18 protein-coding genes are annotated in these 19,940 nt (G+C 63.9%); 13 read left to right on the top strand and 5 right to left on the bottom strand.

Annotation, left to right across the window (positions count from 1 at the left end; all coding sequences use genetic code 11):
• Positions 1–579 precede the first annotated feature (579 nt).
• The 5 genes from ltrA (at position 580) to nudB (ending at position 5,849) form a co-directional block, all read left to right on the top strand.
• A complete protein-coding gene (ltrA, locus tag AC3WUT_RS11625; RefSeq protein WP_492347231.1) occupies positions 580–2,313 on the top strand; it encodes a group II intron reverse transcriptase/maturase in 1,734 nt (577 codons plus the stop codon).
• A gap of 140 nt (positions 2,314–2,453) precedes the next feature.
• Positions 2,454–2,816, top strand: a complete 363-nt coding sequence (locus tag AC3WUT_RS11620) for an FmdB family zinc ribbon protein (RefSeq protein ID WP_492347230.1) — start codon at positions 2,454–2,456, stop codon at positions 2,814–2,816.
• 11 nt (positions 2,817–2,827) lie between these two features.
• Positions 2,828–3,454: a DUF502 domain-containing protein gene (locus AC3WUT_RS11615; RefSeq protein ID WP_027478325.1), complete on the top strand. Its 627-nt coding sequence runs from the start codon at positions 2,828–2,830 to the stop codon at positions 3,452–3,454.
• 27 nt (positions 3,455–3,481) lie between these two features.
• Positions 3,482–5,290 (top strand): aspartate--tRNA ligase, encoded by a 1,809-nt coding sequence (gene aspS, locus AC3WUT_RS11610; protein WP_492347229.1) that lies wholly within the window; start codon positions 3,482–3,484, stop codon positions 5,288–5,290.
• Between the two features lie 97 nt (positions 5,291–5,387).
• Positions 5,388–5,849, top strand: a complete 462-nt coding sequence (nudB, locus tag AC3WUT_RS11605) for a dihydroneopterin triphosphate diphosphatase (protein ID WP_492347228.1) — start codon at positions 5,388–5,390, stop codon at positions 5,847–5,849.
• 14 nt (positions 5,850–5,863) lie between these two features.
• Here the strand turns inward: nudB and AC3WUT_RS11600 are convergent, their stop codons facing one another.
• Positions 5,864–7,642: a response regulator gene (locus AC3WUT_RS11600; protein ID WP_492347227.1), complete on the bottom strand. Its 1,779-nt coding sequence runs from the start codon at positions 7,640–7,642 to the stop codon at positions 5,864–5,866.
• Between the two features lie 132 nt (positions 7,643–7,774).
• Here AC3WUT_RS11600 and AC3WUT_RS11595 point away from each other — a divergent pair, with 132 nt between their 5' ends.
• From AC3WUT_RS11595 to AC3WUT_RS11565, 7 genes are all read left to right on the top strand, one after another.
• Positions 7,775–8,530 (top strand): endonuclease/exonuclease/phosphatase family protein, encoded by a 756-nt coding sequence (locus AC3WUT_RS11595; protein ID WP_492347226.1) that lies wholly within the window; start codon positions 7,775–7,777, stop codon positions 8,528–8,530.
• Between the two features lie 2 nt (positions 8,531–8,532).
• Positions 8,533–9,744, top strand: coding sequence for a cardiolipin synthase ClsB (clsB, locus tag AC3WUT_RS11590; RefSeq protein WP_492347225.1), 1,212 nt, complete (start codon positions 8,533–8,535; stop codon positions 9,742–9,744).
• A gap of 140 nt (positions 9,745–9,884) precedes the next feature.
• The gene (folE, locus tag AC3WUT_RS11585) at positions 9,885–10,586 is read left to right on the top strand and encodes a GTP cyclohydrolase I (RefSeq protein WP_492347224.1); all 702 of its coding nucleotides are present in this window, start codon (positions 9,885–9,887) and stop codon (positions 10,584–10,586) included.
• Positions 10,587–10,588: 2 nt separating this feature from the next.
• A complete protein-coding gene (locus AC3WUT_RS11580; protein WP_027478319.1) occupies positions 10,589–11,011 on the top strand; it encodes a BLUF domain-containing protein in 423 nt (140 codons plus the stop codon).
• Between the two features lie 46 nt (positions 11,012–11,057).
• Positions 11,058–11,939, top strand: a complete 882-nt coding sequence (locus AC3WUT_RS11575; RefSeq protein ID WP_492347223.1) for an EamA family transporter — start codon at positions 11,058–11,060, stop codon at positions 11,937–11,939.
• Between the two features lie 2 nt (positions 11,940–11,941).
• Positions 11,942–12,808, top strand: coding sequence for a DUF429 domain-containing protein (locus tag AC3WUT_RS11570; RefSeq protein ID WP_492347222.1), 867 nt, complete (start codon positions 11,942–11,944; stop codon positions 12,806–12,808).
• Between the two features lie 111 nt (positions 12,809–12,919).
• The gene (locus tag AC3WUT_RS11565) at positions 12,920–13,924 is read left to right on the top strand and encodes a hypothetical protein (protein ID WP_492347221.1); all 1,005 of its coding nucleotides are present in this window, start codon (positions 12,920–12,922) and stop codon (positions 13,922–13,924) included.
• Between the two features lie 254 nt (positions 13,925–14,178).
• Here AC3WUT_RS11565 and AC3WUT_RS11560 read toward each other — a convergent pair whose 3' ends face one another.
• Together AC3WUT_RS11560 and AC3WUT_RS11555 are read right to left on the bottom strand one after the other, a co-directional pair.
• Positions 14,179–15,564 carry a tetratricopeptide repeat protein gene (locus AC3WUT_RS11560; RefSeq protein ID WP_492347220.1) on the bottom strand — a complete coding sequence of 462 codons (1,386 nt, stop codon included), beginning with the start codon at positions 15,562–15,564 and terminating at the stop codon, positions 14,179–14,181.
• Between the two features lie 38 nt (positions 15,565–15,602).
• On the bottom strand, positions 15,603–16,001 hold the full coding sequence (locus AC3WUT_RS11555; RefSeq protein WP_492347219.1) for a tautomerase family protein: 399 nt from the start codon (positions 15,999–16,001) through the stop codon (positions 15,603–15,605).
• A gap of 113 nt (positions 16,002–16,114) precedes the next feature.
• Here AC3WUT_RS11555 and AC3WUT_RS11550 point away from each other — a divergent pair, with 113 nt between their 5' ends.
• Positions 16,115–16,978: a LysR substrate-binding domain-containing protein gene (locus tag AC3WUT_RS11550; RefSeq protein ID WP_492347218.1), complete on the top strand. Its 864-nt coding sequence runs from the start codon at positions 16,115–16,117 to the stop codon at positions 16,976–16,978.
• A gap of 13 nt (positions 16,979–16,991) precedes the next feature.
• On the opposite strand, the gene AC3WUT_RS11545 is transcribed toward AC3WUT_RS11550, so the two are convergent.
• Together AC3WUT_RS11545 and AC3WUT_RS11540 are read right to left on the bottom strand one after the other, a co-directional pair.
• Positions 16,992–18,416 carry an amidase gene (locus AC3WUT_RS11545; protein WP_492347217.1) on the bottom strand — a complete coding sequence of 475 codons (1,425 nt, stop codon included), beginning with the start codon at positions 18,414–18,416 and terminating at the stop codon, positions 16,992–16,994.
• Between the two features lie 3 nt (positions 18,417–18,419).
• On the bottom strand, positions 18,420–19,907 hold the full coding sequence (locus tag AC3WUT_RS11540; RefSeq protein WP_492347216.1) for an ABC transporter substrate-binding protein: 1,488 nt from the start codon (positions 19,905–19,907) through the stop codon (positions 18,420–18,422).
• Positions 19,908–19,940 lie beyond the last annotated feature (33 nt).

Below are 19,940 nucleotides of genomic sequence, written 5' to 3'. Positions count from 1 at the left end.
GCAACCCCGCGTATGCGGCGGTGTCGGCCCGTGAGGGTCGGCTCCGGATGCTGCCAGCAGAAAGGCGGCAAAGGTGCCAGGCTAGTTCCGCATGGGCAACACATGTGAATCATCGTTTGAACCTGGGTAACAATTGAATGGCCAAATCTGCTGATAGGCCATAACCAAAAGGTACGCTGCCGGCATCACTTGTCGAAACTAAGTGATCGTCGCCACCAGTGCAGCCCCAGGAGAGATGAGCCCTACCCGGATAGACGACCATACGCGCAAGCGGCGGGTCGTCGGTATGTCAGGGAACGTGGTAAGCCCCACCATCCGCCACAGCATGTTCAATGATGTGGCAGGGAAGCCGTAAGGTGACCTGTTGGGTGAGGGGGTATGGGATCGTGGAAAAAGCGAATGGCCGTTAGTAATAGATGGCATAGGGGTTCAAGCTTTGCCCCAGCGTGAAAACGCGCAGACTTCCACGTGGTGCAACCGTCGCTAGACGGCTGCTTATGTTCATTCGACCCCAATGGGATTCGCGGATCCCTTTGGGGTGAAGCGCGTCCTCTGCAAGGTTAACTTCCGGAGGAAAGCATGAGAAAGACCATTGATCTCAATGGTTCTGCGTCCTCACGCGAACCGCAGGATTGGCATTCCATTGATTGGAGGCTAGTTGAGCGATTTGTGCGAACGACGCAGCAAAAACTAGCGAAGGCTTCGCTAGATCAGGATTGGCGCAGGGTTAAGTCCTTGCAACGATCCTTAATACACTCGTTCTCCGCCAGGGCACTGGCTGTGCGACGAGTTACCGAAAACCAAGGCAAGCGAACAGCGGGTGTTGATCGCCAGCTTTGGGACACTCCGATCCAGAAATGGGTGGCGATTGGTCGGTTAAAACAGCAACGAGGTTATAGACCTCTGCCTCTGAGGCGGGTCTTCATCCCCAAGTCGAATGGAAAGGATCGTCCTTTGGGCATCCCGGCGATGTTCGACCGGGCGATGCAAGCACTTCACTTGCTCGGCCTCGAACCCGTGGCGGAATCCACGAGCGACCCCAACAGCTACGGCTTTAGGCGGAATCGCTCCACGGCGGACGCTATGGCGCAGATTTTCGTTTCCACCGCTCAGAGGGCCTCGGCTCATTGGGTGTTGGAGGCGGATATCAAAGGCTGTTTTGACCATATCAACCACGATTGGCTGATCCGACATGTTCCCATGAACACAAGGATTCTGCGCAAGTGGCTGAAAGCCGGGGTGATCCACCAGGGTCACCTATCTCCAACTATTGAAGGAACGCCGCAAGGCGGGATCATCTCGCCTACTTTGGCGAATATGACGTTAAACGGGCTGGAATCTTCTCTAATGGCGCATCTCGATGCGAAATACGGGAAGAGAAAAGTCAAGGAACTGAAAGTTCATGTGGTCCGGTACGCCGACGATTTCGTTGTGACTGGTAACTCCAGGGAGTTGCTGGATACCGAAATCAGGCCTTGGATAGAAACATTCCTTGCACAACGAGGTCTGCAGCTATCACTGGAAAAGACGCGAGTCGTACATTTGGATGACGGTTTCGATTTCCTGGGTTGGAACTTCCGCAAGTATCAGGGGAAGTTGCTAATCAAACCGAGCAAGAAAAACGTTCAAACGTTCTACCGCAAGGTGCAGGAAATCGTGAAGACGCATATATCGGTGAGCCAAGAGAGTCTCATTGCAAAACTGAATCCAATCCTCAAGGGTTGGGCTCAGTACCACCATCCGGTGGTGGCGAAAGAGACATTCAGTCGGATGGATAGTCTGATCTACTGGCGGCTTCTCCGCTGGGCGAGAAGGCGACATCCGAGGAAGTCCCGACCATGGTGCAAAGGCCGCTACTGGCAGAGCACCGGGGGAAGGACTGTGTTTGCTGCAACGATCAAAACGGCAGATGGTCCACTCACGAAAAAGCTGACAAGGCTCTCGGATACAGAGATCGTGAGACACCAAAAGATCAAAGGGGAATACAACCCTTTTGATCCAAAGTGGGAGGCCTACGGTGAAGACTTGAGGACCAAGCGTATGTTGAAAAACATGCACTATCGGTCTGAGACGTTCGAACTGTATGTCTCACAAACGGGGCGTTGCGCGCTTTGCGAGCAGCCCCTGGACTACGAGGGCGGATGGCACGACCACCACATTGTTCGCAAGGTGGATGGTGGTCCGGATGTTCTCTCTAACCGGGTGCTTCTGCACCCGGTCTGCCACATCAGACTGCATGCCTTGGGTCTGACGGTAGCGAAACCGGCCCGTGACGGGCTTAGAGCGCAGACTGTCAAGACGTCTTCGAGTTAAAATCGAAGGTTGTTCGACCAGTTTGCCTATGTTGTGCTTGAGCCGGATGCGATGAAAGTCGCACGTCCGGTTCTTAGGGGGGGATGATCCAGCAATGGATTGTCCCTACCCTCCCAACCCCCTTCCAAGCTCAGAAAGCCATGCCAATCTACGCCTACAAATGCGAGTCCTGCGGGCACAGCAAAGACGTCTTGCAAAAAATCTCCGACGCTCCGCTGACGGAATGCCCCGCCTGCCATGCTTCGGCCTTCCGCAAACAGATCACGGCGGCCGGTTTCCAGCTCAAGGGCTCGGGCTGGTATGTGACTGATTTCAGGGGTGGCAACAGCGGCGGAAACGGTGCCAGCCCAGGCACCAGTGCTCCAGCAGCAGCCCCGGCCTCGGGCGCTGAAGCGGGTACTTCCAGCGCGCCGGCCGAGTCATCGTCTGCCAGCACGGCCAAGTCTGACGCTGCCCCCACCGCCTCGGGTGGTTCGTGCGGCGGCGGTTGCGCCTGTCACTGATGGCCTCCCCCATGGCTGCCATGCGCAAATGGTTGTTCGCGGGTCTGTTGGTCATCGTGCCGGTGGCCATCACCATCTGGGTGCTCGACTGGATCATCGGCACCCTGGATCAGACCCTGCTCATCCTGCCCCAGAAATGGCGGCCAGATGAGTTGCTGGGCTTCCACATCCCGGGCTTCGGGGTGGTGCTCACGCTGCTCATCCTGTTGGTGGTGGGCGCCGTTGCCAGCAACTTTCTGGGCCGCAAGCTCGTCAAGCTGGGCGACGCCATCGTGCACCGCATCCCGGTGGTACGTTCGATCTATTCCAGCGTCAAGCAGGTCTCGGACACGCTGTTTTCGGAAAGCGGCAATGCATTCCGCAAGGCCGTTCTGATCCAGTGGCCGCGTGACGGCGTCTGGACCGTGGCGTTCGTCACGGGTACGCCTGGCGGTGATGTGCTCACCTACCTCAAGGACGACTTCCTCAGCGTTTATGTGCCCACCACGCCGAACCCCACGGGGGGGTATTTCGTCATGTTGCGGCGCAGTGACTGCATCGAACTCGACATGAGCGTGGACGAGGCGCTCAAGTACATCGTTTCCATGGGCGTGGTCGCTCCTGCGGGCCCGGCCATCCTCTCTCAATCTTCTCAGTAATGCGCCTGCTGGCGCTGGATGTTTCTTATGGCTATGCGTTCACACTATTGCGGTCTCGTGACCGAAGCCCTGCTGGGCCAAACCGTTACCTTGTCGGGCTGGGTCAATCGTCGTCGTGACCACGGTGGTGTGATCTTCATCGACCTGCGTGACCGCGAAGGGTATGTGCAGGTGGTCTGCGACCCGGACCGTGCCGAGATGTTCAAGGTTGCCGAAGAAGTGCGCAATGAGTTCTGCGTGCAGGTCAAGGGTGTGGTGCGTGCCCGCCCGGATGGCACGACCAACGACAAGCTCAAGAGCGGCCAGATCGAAGTGCTGTGCCATGAGCTCAAGGTGCTCAACCCCTCGGTCACGCCTCCCTTCCAGATCGATGAGGACAACCTCAGCGAGACCACTCGCCTGACCCACCGCGTGCTGGACCTGCGCCGCCCGTACATGCAGAACAACCTGATGCTGCGCTACCGCGTGGCCATGGAAGTGCGCAAGTTCCTGGATGCCAATGGCTTCATCGACATCGAAACGCCGATGCTGACCAAGTCCACGCCCGAAGGCGCGCGTGACTATCTGGTGCCCAGCCGTGTGCATGACGGCCAGTTCTTTGCGCTGCCCCAGTCGCCCCAGCTGTTCAAGCAGTTGCTGATGGTGGCGGGCTTTGACCGCTACTACCAGATCACCAAGTGCTTCCGTGACGAAGACCTGCGCGCTGACCGCCAGCCCGAATTCACGCAGATCGATATCGAAACATCGTTCATGGAAGAGCAGGACATCCGTGACATGTTCCAGGGCATGATCAAGACCGTGTTCCAGAACACCCTGGGTGTGGACCTGGGCGAGTTCCCGGTCATGACCTACCAGGATGCGGCCTTCCGTTTCGGCTCTGACAAGCCCGATCTGCGCGTCAAGCTCGAATTCACCGAGCTGACTGACGTGATGGCCGATGTCGATTTCAAGGTGTTCTCCACCCCCGCCACCACCAAGGGTGGCCGTGTGGTGGCCCTGCGTGTGCCGGGCGGTGCCAAGGAAGGTACCGGCCTGTCGCGCGGTGAGATCGACAGCTACACCGAGTTCGTCAAGATCTATGGCGCCAAGGGCCTGGCCTGGATCAAGGTCAACGACCTGAGCAAGGGCCGTGACGGCCTGCAAAGCCCCATCGTCAAGAACCTGCACGACAAGGCCATCGCCGAGATCCTGGCACGCACCGGCGCTCAGGACGGTGACCTGCTGTTCTTCGGGGCCGACAAGGAAAAGATCGTCAACGACTCCATCGGTGCCCTGCGCATCAAGATCGGTCACAGCGAGTTTGGCAAGAAGAATGGCCTGTTCGAGAGCCGCTGGGCCCCGCTGTGGGTGGTCGACTTCCCGATGTTCGAGTTCGACGAAGACGGTCAGCGCTGGAATGCGGTGCACCACCCCTTCACCGCTCCCAAGGACGGTCATGAGGACTGGATGGTCACGGCGCCCGAGAAGTGCATCTCCAAGGGCTACGACATGGTGCTCAATGGCTGGGAAATGGGTGGCGGCTCGGTCCGTATCCACCGCGCCGATGTGCAGCAGAAGGTGTTCGATGCCCTGAAGATCAGCCCTGAGGAAGCTCAGCAGAAGTTCGGCTTCCTGCTCGACGCGCTGCAATACGGTGCGCCCCCGCACGGTGGCCTGGCCTTCGGCCTGGACCGCATCGTGACGCTGATGACGGGGGCCGAGTCGATCCGCGACGTGATTGCCTTCCCCAAGACCCAGCGTGCCCAGTGCCTGTTGACCCAGGCCCCGAGCCCGGTGGACGAAAAGCAGTTGCGCGAACTGCACATCCGCCTGCGCAACACCACGCCCGCCGCCTGAGTCCGGCAGATCACCTGAGCGGCCCCGAGCGGCCTGCCAGGACCACAGCGGCCACGGCGCAAGCCCTGGCCGCTTTTTTATTGCCTCGGAGATCGCCATGCCTGAGCCGCGCGCCTACAAGATTCCCGAATCGGTGCTGGTCCTGATCCATACGCCCGACCGGCAGGTGTTGCTGATCCGGCGCACCGATGCCGGCGAGCACTGGCAATCCGTCACCGGCAGCAAGGACCACACGGGCGAAAGCTGGGTCGACACTGCCGTGCGCGAGGTGATGGAGGAAACCGGGATTGATGCGCTGGCCCCAGGGCATCGGTTATGGGACTGGGGCCTGGAGAATGTCTACGACATCTGGCCTGAATGGCAGCATCGCTATGCCCCTGGGGTGCTGCGCAATCGCGAACGCGTGTTGGGGCTGACCGTGCCCACCCCCTTGTCGGTGCGCCTGAGCCCTCGTGAGCACACGGCCAGCCAGTGGCTGCCCTGGTTGGAGGCGGCGGATCGGTGTTTCTCCCCGTCGAATGCCGAGGCCTGTCTGATGTTGCCCCGGTTTCTGGTGTGACTTCAGCCCGGGCCTCAGCGCCCTGGGCGCAGACGCAGCGCGTCCAAGCCCTGCGCCAGGGGCTCTGATTTCGATTCGGCTTGAGGCTTGGGTGGCGCCTCTGCTGGCGCTTGGGCGGCTTGCAGGCTCTCGGCCGCCTGGGCTTTGGCTTCAGCACGTTTGCGCAGGCGCAGTGTCACTCCGCCGGGTTGGCGTTCGCTGTCCTGACCCAGCACGGCCCGAGCCGGGGTGGTGCCGCAGCGGCTTCGCAAGGTGTCGATCTGTTGTTGCAGCGGCTCGGCCTGGGTAATGCGGGCCTGGTGGCGCAACAGCACCTGCTGCGACATGTCGAGCAGCTTGACGTTCAGGGTGGCTTCGCTGTGTTGCAGCAGGCTGCGCACTGCACCGGCCGGATCGCCCGACAGGCTCAGGCCCATGGCACGTTCTGCGGTGCCGTTGATTTCTTGCAGGCACGCGCGGATGGTGTCCGCATAGGGTGTGTGCAGGTGGCAGGCGTTGGCCATCAATTCGCTCAGGCCCCGGGTGTTGGCGTAGCGCATGCCCAGTTGCTTGATCCAGCCACTGCCCTCGGGCAGGTCGATCGATGTGTTGGCCAGGACCGACAGCAGGCCTGCCAGGTTGCAGGACGCTTCGAAGTCAAAGTCGACGGCGCTCAATTGCGCGGCCATGTTGCGCACCATCTCGACTGCGCGCGCAAACTGCCTTTGCAGGATCTGCTGCAGCGCACCCGTCACTTCGACGAAGCGGCGTACGCGGGGGCTGTCAGGGTGCCGCTCCAGGATGCGGGCGCAGTCGGCCATGCAGCGTTCCATGCCCTTGCGGTCGTTGTCCGCAAAATACGCAAAGGCCAGCAACACGATCGATTGAAAGTCAAACAGCTTCGAATCAATGCCCAGGATGGTGGCCCGGGCCAGGGCCTTGGTGGCGGTGACACGGTCGCCCATGTAGAACGCCATCATGCCGAACTTCTGCTGCCGCCCGACCGAGTCAGGTGTCAGCGTGCTGGCGGTTCGGTAGGTCTCCAGGGCCTCGGCAAAATTGCCCACCTCGACCTGGGCGCGTCCGAGCACGTCGTAGGCATCGGTGTAGCTCGCGTCTTCACCGATCAGGCCCATCAAGGTGGTGATGGCCCGGGTGGCCTGGCCTGACTCGACCTGGGCTCGGGCCACGCCCAGCTTGGCCCAGGGCAGGGCACGGGCGGCAATCACCGCCTCGAACAGGGTGCGGGCCTCGTCGTGGCGCCCCAGGCGCAGCAGCAATTCGGTACCGATGCGGGCCGCGTACAGCCAGTAGGGCTGCTGGGTCTCGAAGCGCTGCACGCACAGGCTGGCGGCCAGTTCAAAGTTCTCGTCTTCAATCGCATTGAAGATCGGCATCAGGTGCACCTTGCGCAGTCGGGCCAAACTGAGCCGGTCGAACAGTGCCACGGGGGTGAAGGGCTTGAGCAGGTAGCCGTCGAGGGCGGATTCTGCAGCTTCGGCCACCGACGCGTACGAGGCCTCGGCCGTCACCATGAAGAACACCGTCGAGAACGGCAGCAGGTGGGCTCGGCGCAGGTCATCGAGCAGGGTCTGGCCCGACTCGTTGGTGTCATCAAAATACTGTTCACACAGCACAAAATCGAACACCGTGTGTTCCAGCCGGTTGCGGGCATCCCGCACGCGGCTGCACTGCACCACCTTGCCCACCCCGTAGTCACGCAACTGGCCAGCCAGAATGCTGCGCGAGGTGGCATTGCTGTCGATGACCAGTGCCAGGCAGTCGCCGATGTCGCGTTGTGGGGCTGTTGCCATGTTGTGTTGTGCAATGGAAAGTGGCTACAAGCCAGATATTCTCCAGGCTCAGTGTAAAGCGGGCGACAGATCCGAAAATCAGAAAAATCACCTAGGGTGTGTCGGATTCCGGTCATATTCGCGGCCAGACGGATGGTCCACAATCCCCGGATGGACAAAGATGGCGTTTTCCGGGTAGCCACCTGGAACATTCACAAAGGTGTGCGAGGCGTGGGGCCGACGCGCAGGCTTGAGATTCATGACATCGGTCATGGTGTGGAGCAACTGGACGCCGATGTGGTCTGCCTGCAAGAGGTGCGCAAGGTGCATCGGCGCGAGCAGAGCCACTTTGCGCGTTGGCCTGCCATGCCGCAGGCCGATTACCTGGCCCCTGAGGGGTACGAGGCGGTGTACCGCACCAACGCGATTACCCGCCATGGCGAACATGGCAATGCCCTGCTCACCCGCTGGCCCGTGGTGAACCATCAGCATGAGGACATGTCTGACCACCGTTTCGAGCAGCGTGGCCTGCTGCATGTGGAGATCCAGGTGGCCGATCGGCTGTTGCACGTGATCGTGGTGCACCTGGGCCTGATCCCAGGCAGCCGGGTGCGCCAGGTTGACCAGCTGCGCCGCTTCATTGCCCGTGAGGTGCGGGTCAGCGAGCCCCTGATCGTGGCGGGCGACTTCAATGAGTTTGGTGGCTCGCTGAGCAGGACATTGCGCCACGATGGCCTGATCGAGTTCGAGGCCTCGCGCCACCCCACCTTTCCATCGCGCCTGCCCCTGGCCCAACTGGACCACATCTACGCCCGAGGCCTGGCCCCGATCAGCGCCCAGGTGCCACACGGGCGGGCCTGGGCACGCATGTCCGACCATCTGCCCCTGATCACCGAGTTCCGGTTCTAGACATGCCTCGGGCCCATGGTTTGAGTTACCGCGCCGGCCATGAGGTGCAATTGCTGCAAGGCAGCACCGAGTTTTTTCCGGCGCTGATCTCAGGCATGGACGCCAGTCGCCACAGCATTTGGCTGGAGACCTACATCTTCGATTTCACGGGCAGTGCACAAGGCGTTGCCCAGGCCCTGGAGCGGGCGGCACAGCGTGGCGTGGCGGTGCGTGTGGTGGTGGACGGTGTGGGCACCGATGCCATGCCCGCGCTGTGGCTGCAGCGCTGGCAGGCTGCGGGCGTGCAGTGGCGCGTCTTTTCCCCCCTGGGACCGGGCGGCCTGTTGATCCCCAACCGCTGGCGCCGCCTGCACCGCAAGCTGTGTGTGCTGGATGGGGAACGCCTGTTCTGCGGCGGCATCAATGTGCTGGACGACTGGTACGACCCGCACCATGGGCCGCTCAGGCAGCCGCGCTTTGACCTGGCCGTGAGCCTGTCGGGCCCGGTGGTGGCGGAGGCCGTGGACACCATGTCCCGGTTGTGGTGGCGGCTGGAGGCCGCCCGGGCAATCCGGTCGCGGCGGCTGCCGCATGCACTGGAGGCCTGGCGTCAGGGTTTGCCGGCACCCGCCCCGGGCGCGCTGCGCAGCGCGCCACAGGGCCTGCGCGCGGCCCTGGTGCTGCGTGACAACCTGCGCCATCGCGCGCGCATCGAAAAGGCGTACCTGCGCGCCATCGGGTCGGCGCGCGAAGAGGTGTTGATTGCAAATGCGTACTTTCTGCCGGGGCGAAAGTTGCGCCGTGCCCTGGTGATGGCCGCGCAGCGTGGCGTGCGGGTGCAGCTGCTGCTGCAAGGGCGCTATGAGAGTTTCATGCAACACCATGCGGCGCGCCCGGTGTACGGTCCCCTGCTGGCCGCGGGCGTGGAGATCCACGAGTACGAACCCAGCTTTCTGCATGCCAAGGTGGCGGTGGTGGATGGCAGCTGGAGCACGGTCGGCTCGTCCAATCTCGACCCCTTGAGCCTGTTGCTGGCGCGCGAAGCCAATGTGGTCATTGATGACCGCGAGTTTGCGGCCGGCTTGCGCCGGTCCTTGCAGGCCGCCATGCGGCAGGCTGGGCGCCTGGTCCAGCCTGAGTTACTGGCCCAGCGCCCCTGGCATTTGCGGGTGCTGGACCGGCTGGCCTTTGGTTTGATGCGGCTGGCCTTGTGGCTGACGGGCTACCGCTACTGAGCCCAGGCCCGTTCAACAGGGCTTCAGTGCTATTCATTGTGTAGCTTGAAACCCTTGCGCTGCAGTGGCTATCAGCCCATAAACCCCAAAATTCAATCGCTGTTACCATCCTTGGCTGTTTGGACAGAGTACAAGCCGCAATGAACCCAATCAACCCGGACGAGGGCACCCCCGTCTCGCTGAAAATCCGTGAGCGACTGGCCGCAGCGCGCAAGCGTTTCAACGCCAATGACAACATCGCCGACTTCATCCAGCCCGGTGAACTTGAGAAGTTGCTCGACGAAGTCGAGCACAAGATGCAAGGCGTGCTCGACAGCCTGGTGATTGACACCGAGCGGGATCACAACACCAACAACACCGCCCGCCGGGTGGCCAAGATGTATCTGAACGAGGTGTTCAAGGGCCGCTATGTGGCGGCGCCGCCGATCACCGAGTTCCCGAACGCAGAACACCTCAATGAGCTGATGATCGTCGGCCCGATCACCGTGCGCAGCGCCTGCAGTCACCATTTCTGCCCGGTCATGGGCCGCATCTGGATCGGGGTGATGCCCAATGAGCACACCAATGTGATCGGCCTGTCCAAGTACGCCCGTCTGGTCGACTGGGTGATGGGGCGCCCTCAGATCCAGGAAGAGGCCGTGGTTCAGCTGGCCGACCTGATCCAGGAGAAGACCCAGCCCGATGGCCTGGCCATCGTGATGGAGGCCAGTCATTTCTGCATGTCCTGGCGCGGTGTGCGCGAAATGGACAGCAAAATGATCAACTCGGTGATGCGTGGCGTGTTCCTCAAAGACTCTGCGCTGCGCCGTGAATTCCTCTCCCTGATTCCTCGCAAGGACTGACCATGCTTGTTCGTCTGCTCTATGCCAGCCGCGTGGTTGACAATTCGCCAGCCGCGATCGACGCCATCCTGGCCCAGTCGCGGCAACACAACCCGGGCTGTGGCATCACGGGGGTGCTGTGTTACGGCGGCGGTATTTTTCTGCAGGCCATCGAGGGCGGCCGCTCCGCCGTCAATGAGCTGTATGGCCACATCTTGCGCGACACCCGTCACAGTCAGGTCGAGTTGCTGGTGTACGAAGAAATCTCTGAACGCCATTTTGGCGGCTGGACCATGGGCCTGGTGAACCTGTCCAAGCTCAATACCTCCATCCTGCTCAAGTACTCTGAGCGCCCCGAACTGGACCCCTATGCCGTGTCCGGCCGCGTTTCCCTGGCCCTGCTCGAAGAGTTGATGGCCACCGCCTCCATCATCGGTCGGGCCTGAGCGCGGTTGGGTGTCCCCGGCGCTCCTGGAGCGCTGGGCCGGTGTCATGAGCCTTCTGTCCTTCTCGCTGGTCATGCTGGCCGGCCTCATCCATGCCTTGTGGAACATCGCAGCCAAACGGGCTGGCGGTGACTCTCGCTTTGCCTTCTTCACCTCGTTCCTGATGATGGGGGTGTGGGCGCCGGTGGGCCTGTGGATGGGGTGGAGCGTGGTGGGCGCCTGGGGGCTCGCCGAGTGGGGCCTGGTCGTCATCAGCGGCCTGCTGCATGTGGTCTATTACGTCACGCTGCTGCGCGGCTACCAGCGGGCCGACCTCACGGTGGTGTACCCGCTGGCGCGCGGCTCCGGGCCCTTGCTGTCATCGGCCGTGGCTTTGGTGCTGCTGGGCGAGCATTTGACTGCCTCCAGCGGGCTGGGCCTGCTGGGTGTGGTGTTGGGGGTGTTTCTGGTGGCGGGCGGGCCTGGCCTGTGGCGGGCCGGCCGAGACGCCGAACACCAGGCGCGGGTGCGCCTGGGCCTGGTGTATGGCCTGCTCACCGGGGCCTTCATTGCCAGCTACACGGTGGTCGACGGCTATGCCGTGAAGGTGATGCTGATGTCGCCGGTGCTGATCGATTACATGGGCAATTTCGTGCGGGTGGCTGCGCTGGCCCCCCAGGTCTGGCGAGACCGGCCTGAGGCCGCCCGGCTGTGGCGCCTGCAGTGGCGGCATGCCCTGCTGGTGGCCACCATCAGCCCGGTTTCGTATGTATTGGTGTTGTATGCGATGCAGACAGCGCCCTTGTCGCATGTGGCGCCGGCGCGCGAGGTCTCGATGTTGTTTGCCGCACTGATCGGCGGGCATCTGCTGGGCGAGGGCGACCGGCTGGCCCGCGTCGGGGGGGCGGTTTTGATCGCGGCGGGTGTGGTGCTGCTGGGGCTGGGCTGAACATGGCGGATCCCCTGTCCCCGATGTTGCTGCTGGGCTGCGACTTCAGCAGCCGGCCGACCCGGCGCAAGCCGGTGCTGCTGGCATTGGGGCATGAGCGTGCGGGCCGGGTGGTGCTGAGCCACCTGGAACGGCTGCAGACACTGGAGGCCTACGCCGCCTGGCTGGCCGAGCCCCGCGCGTGGGTAGGGGGCTTCGACCTGCCTTTCGGGCTGCCGCGCGAGCTGGTCAGCACCCTGGGCTGGCCCACCGACTGGGCGGCCTGCATGGCGCACTACGCCAGCCTGACGCGGGAGCAGATCCGGGCCGCGTTTGCGGCCTTTTGTGATGCCCGCCCCGTGGGCGGCAAGTTTGCCCACCGCGCCACGGATGGGCCCGCCGGGTCCAGCCCGTCGATGAAATGGGTCAACCCCCCTGTGGCCTACATGATGCATGCCGGCGTGCCTCCTTTGCTGGCTGCGGGCGTGCAACTGCCTGGCTTGTGGCAGCCCGCGGCGTGCCCTGGTGCCCCGACCCGGGTGGCTCTGGAAGCCTACCCCGGCCTGCTGGCGCGCGAGCTGCTGGGCAAACGCTCGTACAAAAGCGATGACCCTGCCAAGCAGACCCCCGAGCGCCTGATCGCGCGCAAAGACCTGATCACCGCGCTGGAGCATGGGCAAACCCGCCTGGGCCTGCGCCTCAAACTGAGCCATGCCCAGCGTGATGCCCTGGTGGACGACGCCAGTGGCGACAGCCTGGATGCCGTGCTGTGCCTGCTGCAGGCGGCCTGGGCACATCGCCAGCATGCCGCCGGTGATCCGCTGTATGGCTTGCCGCCCGGCCTGGATCCACTCGAGGGCTGGATCCTCAGCGCTGCCTGGCCCGCTTGAGGCGAACTGGCACCGAACATCGACATAGGGCCGGGGCCATCGCTACACTTGGCGTATCACCGTGCTTCACCCTGCAGGCCTCAGACCGACCTGCACTGGGAGAACAACACCATGAAATCGACCCGATACTCGTCTTATCAGCCCTTGCTGAAAGTCTTGGCGCAGGCCGCCATCGCCGACCGGCCTGAAGGCTGGTCGGAGGGCGAACTGTGCCTGAGCCAGCAGGGGCCTGCCCTGGTGTGTCGGCTGCGGCGTCCCGAAGGCGGGGCAGAGCAGCCGGCGCCCGCACGGGTGCAGGCCGCGGCACAGGCCCTCGCGCAGGCGCTGGCCCACGATGGCCTGCCTTGGGTGGGATGTCGGATCGGGTTTTTTCGCAAGCCTGTGGGTTGGGGTGTGCGGGTGCGCATCACCCCCAGCCATGGTTCTCCCGAGCTGGACCTGACGCCCGACCGGCCCCCCTCTGCACCCTCCGCCAAGCCGGCCGCGCCGGGCGCTGTGACAGCGAACCCGTCGAGGCTGCCGAATCTGGATGACCCATTCGCCTTGCAGCCCCAGGCACGGGTCAGCCTGGGTGCGGTCCCACCTGAGCATCCTCGGGCCGACGCCATGCCGCTCTCACCTCGTCCTGCGCCACCTGATCCGGCCTTGCTGGCGGGGCGCCGGCATTGCCCGCATTGCCGCGAGAACAGCCTGCGCTTCGTGTTGCGCGACGCAGGCACCGACCACTACCAATGCGAACGCTGCGGCTACAAACTCGCCATGGTGGCGCCGGAGTTTGGCGACGTGGCCTATTCAGTCAAACCCCATGCCGACCAGCGCGATGGCCCGCACCCGGCGCAGGCTGAGTTGCAGCCCGATGGGCGCATCACCGGGCCCGATTACTCGATGCACCTGAGCAGCCCGGAGACCTTGATGTACCAAAGCGGCAACATGCGGGTGCCGGTTCGGGTGGTGCAGGATGTGGCGCGTGGTTTGCGCGTGCTGGAGGCCGAGCGGCTGTCCACGGTCGACACCCCCTTCGGGGTCCGCATGCTGACGCCCCGTGAGCACGAAGGCATTCTCCAACACCTGCGGCAGTCGGTTCACCTGCTGCCTGGGCGCTACCTGGTCGAGTGAGGGCATGGGTATCTTGCGCTCACCCCTTTCAGGTTGGGTCTTCTGGCGGGTCTGTCTGGTTGGCTGCCTGGTGGGCTGTCAGCTCGTCGGGCTGGCCCAGGCGGGGCCCGCTCCCTGGTATGTGTGGCGCAGCAAGCTGGATGGCAAAGAGGTTTGTGCCCAGGCTTCGCCAGGGGTGGGCTGGATTCAGCAAGGGGGGCCATTTTTGGACGCCGACTGCCGCAAGCTGCCACCCCGCCTGCTGCCGATGTGAATCAGCCTGGCGCAGCGCCAGTCTGGGCCACGACCTCCGCCAGACCCAGATCCTTGTAAAGCTGGGTGGCCATGGCGGCGAGGCGACACGATTCGGGTTGCTGGTTGCAAAGGGGCTGCAGCAGGTTCTGTGCACCCACCCACTGGCCCGATTGCCGCAACGCATCCAGGTGGATCTGGGCAAACAGGTCACGCTGCGCATGGCTGCCACCGATCTCGCTCAGGCGCGGCAGCGCCTGGCCCAGGCGCTGGGCGCTGTGCGCGTACTGGCCTTCGGCGTGGGCCAGCAGGGCTTCGGCGGCAGGCACCGCCACCTGCTGCCAGGCGGGGCGCAGGGGGCCGGTGGCTTGTTCCGCATAGCGGCGCAGGGCTTGCAGCCGCGCCTGGGCCTCGTCACCATGGCCTGCGCGGGCCAGCCCATAAAGGTATTGCAGATCCAGAAAAGGCAGCACGTGGTCAGGCCTGCGTTGCAGCAGGTGCTGGCCCAGGTCCTGCCAACGTGGGCCGACCGCCACGCCAGCCAGTTCCAGCCGGGCCAGCAGCGAGATGGCGTTGATCTGGTCCTGGCTGTAGTCCTTCACCACGCCCCAGACCTGCTCATCAAACAAGCGCAGGGTCTCCTCGGCGTGGCCGCGCTCCAGTTCGAACAAGGCCAGGTGCCACCAGTTGTGGGTCTGCATGAAGGAGTTCAGACCCACCCAGCTGACACTGGCCTCGCGCATGAAGCCACGCCCTTCCTCCAGTCGGCCCTCGGTCAGCATCACGTGGGCCAATGCGTGCTGTGCCCAGGGCTCTTTGGGGCTCAGGCGCAGGGCCGTGCGCGCAGCCGATTCGGCCTGGCGCAGCAGGTGGCATTGTTCCCAGGCAAAAGCCGCCATGCCGTGCAGGGAGGGCACATCGGCTGCGTGGGGCAGGGCGGCCAGTGCCAGGCGCAGCATGCCGGTCGACTGGCCCTGGTTGAACAGGTGGTACTGCCCCAGCTTGAGCGAGGCCAGATCGCGCGGGAACAGGCGCGCCTGCTCTTCGTGCAGGGCCACGGCGCGGGCCAGGTCACCGCGTACCCAGGCCGCCACCGCGGCAATGAAGCGCTGCTCGCGCTCGGTGGCGCCGGCCGCCTGTGCTTCGGCCCGTTCGATGAAGGGCCGGGCCTGGGTGGGTGCCTCACCGGTCTCGGCAAACATGTGCAGGGCCGCCGCATAGGCTTGCACCAGCGGGCTGCTGTCTTCGGCCGCCACCAGCACGTTGACGCACCGGGCCTCGCAGGCGATGAAGCCCTCGACAAAGTCATTCAACGGCCCCAGGCTGGCCGGGTCGTGCAGGGTGACCGGGTTGCCCAGGCTGTCGGTGGCGGGCCGCGCATCGGATGAAGCAAGGTGGGAGGTCGGCATGAGCCGATTGTGCCCGCCTCGGTGTCCGCGTGCCAGGCTCAGACTCCCGCTTGCTGATGCCGCCATTCTTGTGTGTGCCCGCCGTAGCCATAGGCCGCGGCGCGGGCATCGATCACATGGCAGTAACTGACCTCGTGCAGACGTGGCAACAACTGGCTCATGAAGGCGTGGACCTCCTTCAGAAAGCGGGCTTTTTCCGCCTTGGTATTGGTTTCGTCGGTGACGCTGATGTCCACGTAGTAGGCGTTCTGATCCAGATCAGCCAGGTTTTGCTGACCGATGAACCAGCTGTCAGTCGCAATGAATTGCACTGTGGTGGCCATCACCGCTTTCACTTTGCCGAGGTGTCGGTGGGTCAGCTCGGTGAGCGCGTGGGTCGCCTGGCGAGCCAGCACGGGATCGGGCTGACCAGACAAGTGGATGACGATATGAGGCATGGTGATCTTCTCGACTCAAGGGTTGGACAGGGGTCTATTCTGGTTTTTTGAGAAAATTCGGAAAAGCAGGAAATAATGTTTGAATCCATTTGATAAACCGTTGGATAGAAGCGATGGCCACACCTGTGTTTCCCCTGGACCAACTGCGCACTTTGGTAGCCGTGGTGGAGGCTGGCAGCGTGACTGCCGGCGCCCCGCGGGTCTTTCTGTCCCAGTCTGCGGTGAGCGAGCAGTTGCGCAAGCTGGAAGAGCTGGCGGGACACTCCCTGTTGCTGCGCTCTAAGTCCGGGGTGGTGCTGACGCCCCAAGGGCAACGCCTGATGGGCTGGGCTCGGCAACTGCTGGCGCTCAACGATGAGGCCTACAGAGATTTGAAGGGGGTGCCTCTGGCTGGACAGTTGCGGGTGGGGGTGACGGACTATTTCCGCCCGTCTGAGTTGACCCTTCTGTTGGCGCGCATGCAGGCCCGCTACCCCCGGGTGAGCCTGCAGGTGTCTGTGCTCAAGAGCGGATTGATCGAGGCGGCTTATGCCGCCGGTGAATTGGATGTGGGGCTGACCTTGCGCGTCGCGGGTGCATCGGGTGGACGGCCGGGCCAATTGCTCAAGCGTGAGCCTTTGCGATGGCTGGCGGCGTCGGGGTGGCGGCCTCCGACAGGCGAGCCGTGGCGTTTGTTGGCACTGCCAGACACCTGCTCACTGCATCAATTCACGGTGGGCATATTGCAGCGACGGCGTGTGCCTTTTGTGCTGGTTCATCAGGCCTCGGGCGTGGCAGGTCTGCAGTCGGCGCTGGCTGCAGGCCTGGGCATCGCGTGCCTGAATGAGTCAGCCCAAGGTGTTGGCATCGCGCCAGTGCCCGAACCCCATGGCCTGCCCGTCTTACCTCAGGCCGAATTCCGGGTGTTGCCGGCCCGCGCCGGGGAAAGCGCCTTCGTGACCCAGGCGCGCTCATTGCTTGTCGCCGATCTTGCCTGAACTCAACCGGGCGTCATGCTTGCGGCGGTTCTGGCCAGGGGCGTTGCGGATCGCGGATCAGCTCGAAGGCTCGGGCCACCTGCAGCACGCCCAGGTCATTGAAACGGGCACCGGCGATCTGCAGGCCGATGGGCAGGCCGGCGCGGGTGTAGCCGCAGTTGATCGACGCAGCAGGCTGCTCCGACATGTTGAAGGGCACGGTGAAGCCAATGTGCTCCAGACCATGCAGCGGGTCGTTGGTGGGCGAGGGGAGCTCGGCTGCAAACGCCGGCATGGGGGACGTGGGCGAGATCACGTAGTCGAAGGCGTTGCAGGCTTTCACACTGGCCAGCCGGGTCTGGTGGAACTGGTGACTGGCGTTGAAGACCTCGACCCCGCTCATGCCGGCGGCGCTGTCGGCCCATTGGCGGATGTAGGGCAGCACCTTGTCGGCCTGGGCGGGGGGCAGGGCCGACAGGTCGATGTGCGAGCGCATGCGCCAGTAGTGGTCCATGCCTTCGAGCATGGCCTGGGTCATGAAGGGGGCCATGGGCTCGACGTGGGCACCGGCCTGGGTCAGCAGGGCCGCGGCGCGTTCAACGGCGGCGCGCACCTCGGGCTCGACCGGCAGGCCGCAGCCGGCATCCAGCAGCAGGCCGATGCGCAGGCCACGCAAGGCGTCGACGCCGGCATCGAACTGCGACCAGGCGAGGTCCTGCCAGGGCAGGCTCATGCTGTCACGGGCATCAGGCCGCGACAGCACCTGCATCATCAGCGCCGCGTCGGCCACGCTGCGGGTCATGGGGCCGGCGGCGCGGCCGGTGTAGGGCGGGTCGATGGGAATGCGGCCCAGACTGGGCTTGAGGCCGAAGATGCCGCACCAGCCCGCGGGCAGTCGGATCGAGCCACCGATGTCGGTGCCGATGTGCAGCGGACCGTAGCCGGCCGCGGCAGCGGCCCCTGCGCCGGCACTGGAGCCACCGGGGCCCTTGCTCAGGTCCCAGGGGTTGCGCGCCAGCGCATGGAAGGTGGACAGCCCGGAGGACAACATGCCGTAGTCGGGCATGGTGGTCTTGCTGACGATCACCGCGCCGGCTTCCTTCATGCGGGCGGCAGGCGGGGCGTCGGCCGTGGCCGGGGTCAGGCTGACGGCGGCGCTGCCCAGGGGGGTGGGGTCGCCTTCGGTGGCAATGTTGTCCTTGAGGGTGGCCGGCACCCCGTCGAGCAGGCCCAGAGGCTGGCCCTTGAGCCAGCGCGCCTCAGCTGCGCGGGCCTGGGCCAGGGCGGCTTCGGGCCGGTACAGCCAGGTGGCGCACAGAGCGGGCTCCCAACGCTCGATCTGGCGGATCACGGCCTCGGTCACCTCCACCGGTGACAGGGCGCGTTGCCGGTAAGCCTCGATCAGCGTGTGGGCTTCAAGGTTGTGCAGGGGCTGGCTCGAAAGGGCGGCGGTGGACATGGTTTACCAGGAGAGAGCAGAGAGGTCGTTGACGAAGACCGGCATGTCTTTCCACAGACCCTTGAGGTTCTTGTGGCCGATCGTGATCCATTGCGGCTGGAACAGGAAGGCGTGCACCGAGTCTTCGGCCAGCAGCTTCTGCGCCTCGCCCAGCAACTTGGCCCGGTCGGCCTCACGCGGGGTGTTGTTGATTTTCTTGAACAGCTCGTTGAACTTGGGCGATTCGTAGTTCCAGTAGTAGCCTGGCTTGGCGAAGTTGCCCAGGTCGAAGGGCTCGACGTGCGAGATGATGGTCAGGTCGTAGTTCTTGTTGGTGTACACGCCGCTGAGCCACTGCGCCCATTCCACGTTCTGCGTCTTGGCCACGATGCCGATCTTGGCCAGTTGCGAGGTGATCACCTCGCCGCCCTGACGGGCATAAGGGGTGGGGGGCAGGAGCAGGCTCAGTTCGAGCGGCGTGGTGACGCCGGCTTCCTTGAGCAGGGCCTTGGCCTTTTCGGGGTTGAAGGGGTTGATGCCGGTGGTGTCGACATAGCCCAGGGCGCCGGGCACGTAGTGGCTGCCGATGGGCACGCCGTAGCCGTCCACGGCGCCTTCGATCACGGCCTTGCGGTCGATGGCGGCGGCAATCGCGCGGCGCACCCGCACGTCATCGAGCGGCTTCTTCTTGTTGTTGATGGCCAGAATCGTCTTGGCCCGTGAACCCGCCACGATGACCTGAAACTGCGGGTTGGCCTTGAACTGGGGCACAGCCCGCTGGGTCACGCGCTGGAAGGCATCGACATCGCCAGCCAGCAGGGCGGCCACCTGGGCGGCCGGGTCGCCGATGAAGCGGAAGGTGGCTTTCTTGATCTTGATGGCGGCCGCGTTGCGGTAGCCGTCCCACTTGCCCAGCACCACCGAGGCGCCCTTGTTCCAGGCATCGAGCTTGTAGGGGCCGGTGCCCACCGGCTTGGTGGCGTTGGTGTCGGCACTTTTGGGCTCGACGATGATGGCCGTGGCCTGGCCCAGCACGAACAGAAAGTCGGGATCGATCTCTTTGCGCAGCACCACCACCGTGCTGTCGTCGACCACCTGGGTGCTCATTTCGGCAAAGGTGCGCTTGTCCTTGTTGGTGCTTTTTTCACCGCCAGCGCGGTCGAACGAGAACTTGACGGCCGCTGCGTTGAAGGGTTCGCCGTTCTGGAACTTCACGCCCTTGCGCAGCTTGAAGGTGTAGGTCTTGAGGTCGGGTGACACCTCCCAGCTTTCGGCCAGCAGGGGGGTGACGCTGCCGTCGGCGTTGATCTTGGTGAGGGTCTCGAAGAGGTTGTACTGCACCACTTCAGCAATGGCCGAGGCGGCGCCAGCGGTAGGGTCCAGGCCTGGCGGCTCCAGGGTCATGCCCAGGACCACCGAGTCTTTGCGGCTTTGAGCCAGGGCTTCCAGGGAGGTGGTCGCGCTCAGGGCAGCGAGGGCACCAGAGCTCAGGACAGTACGGCGGTTGATCATGGGGTCATGCTCCAGAAAAAGCCAGGGATGGAC

Source organism: Curvibacter sp. EU05-FHT14A10 (assembly GCF_058791075.1).
This window is presented reverse-complemented; position numbering and strand designations above follow the sequence as displayed.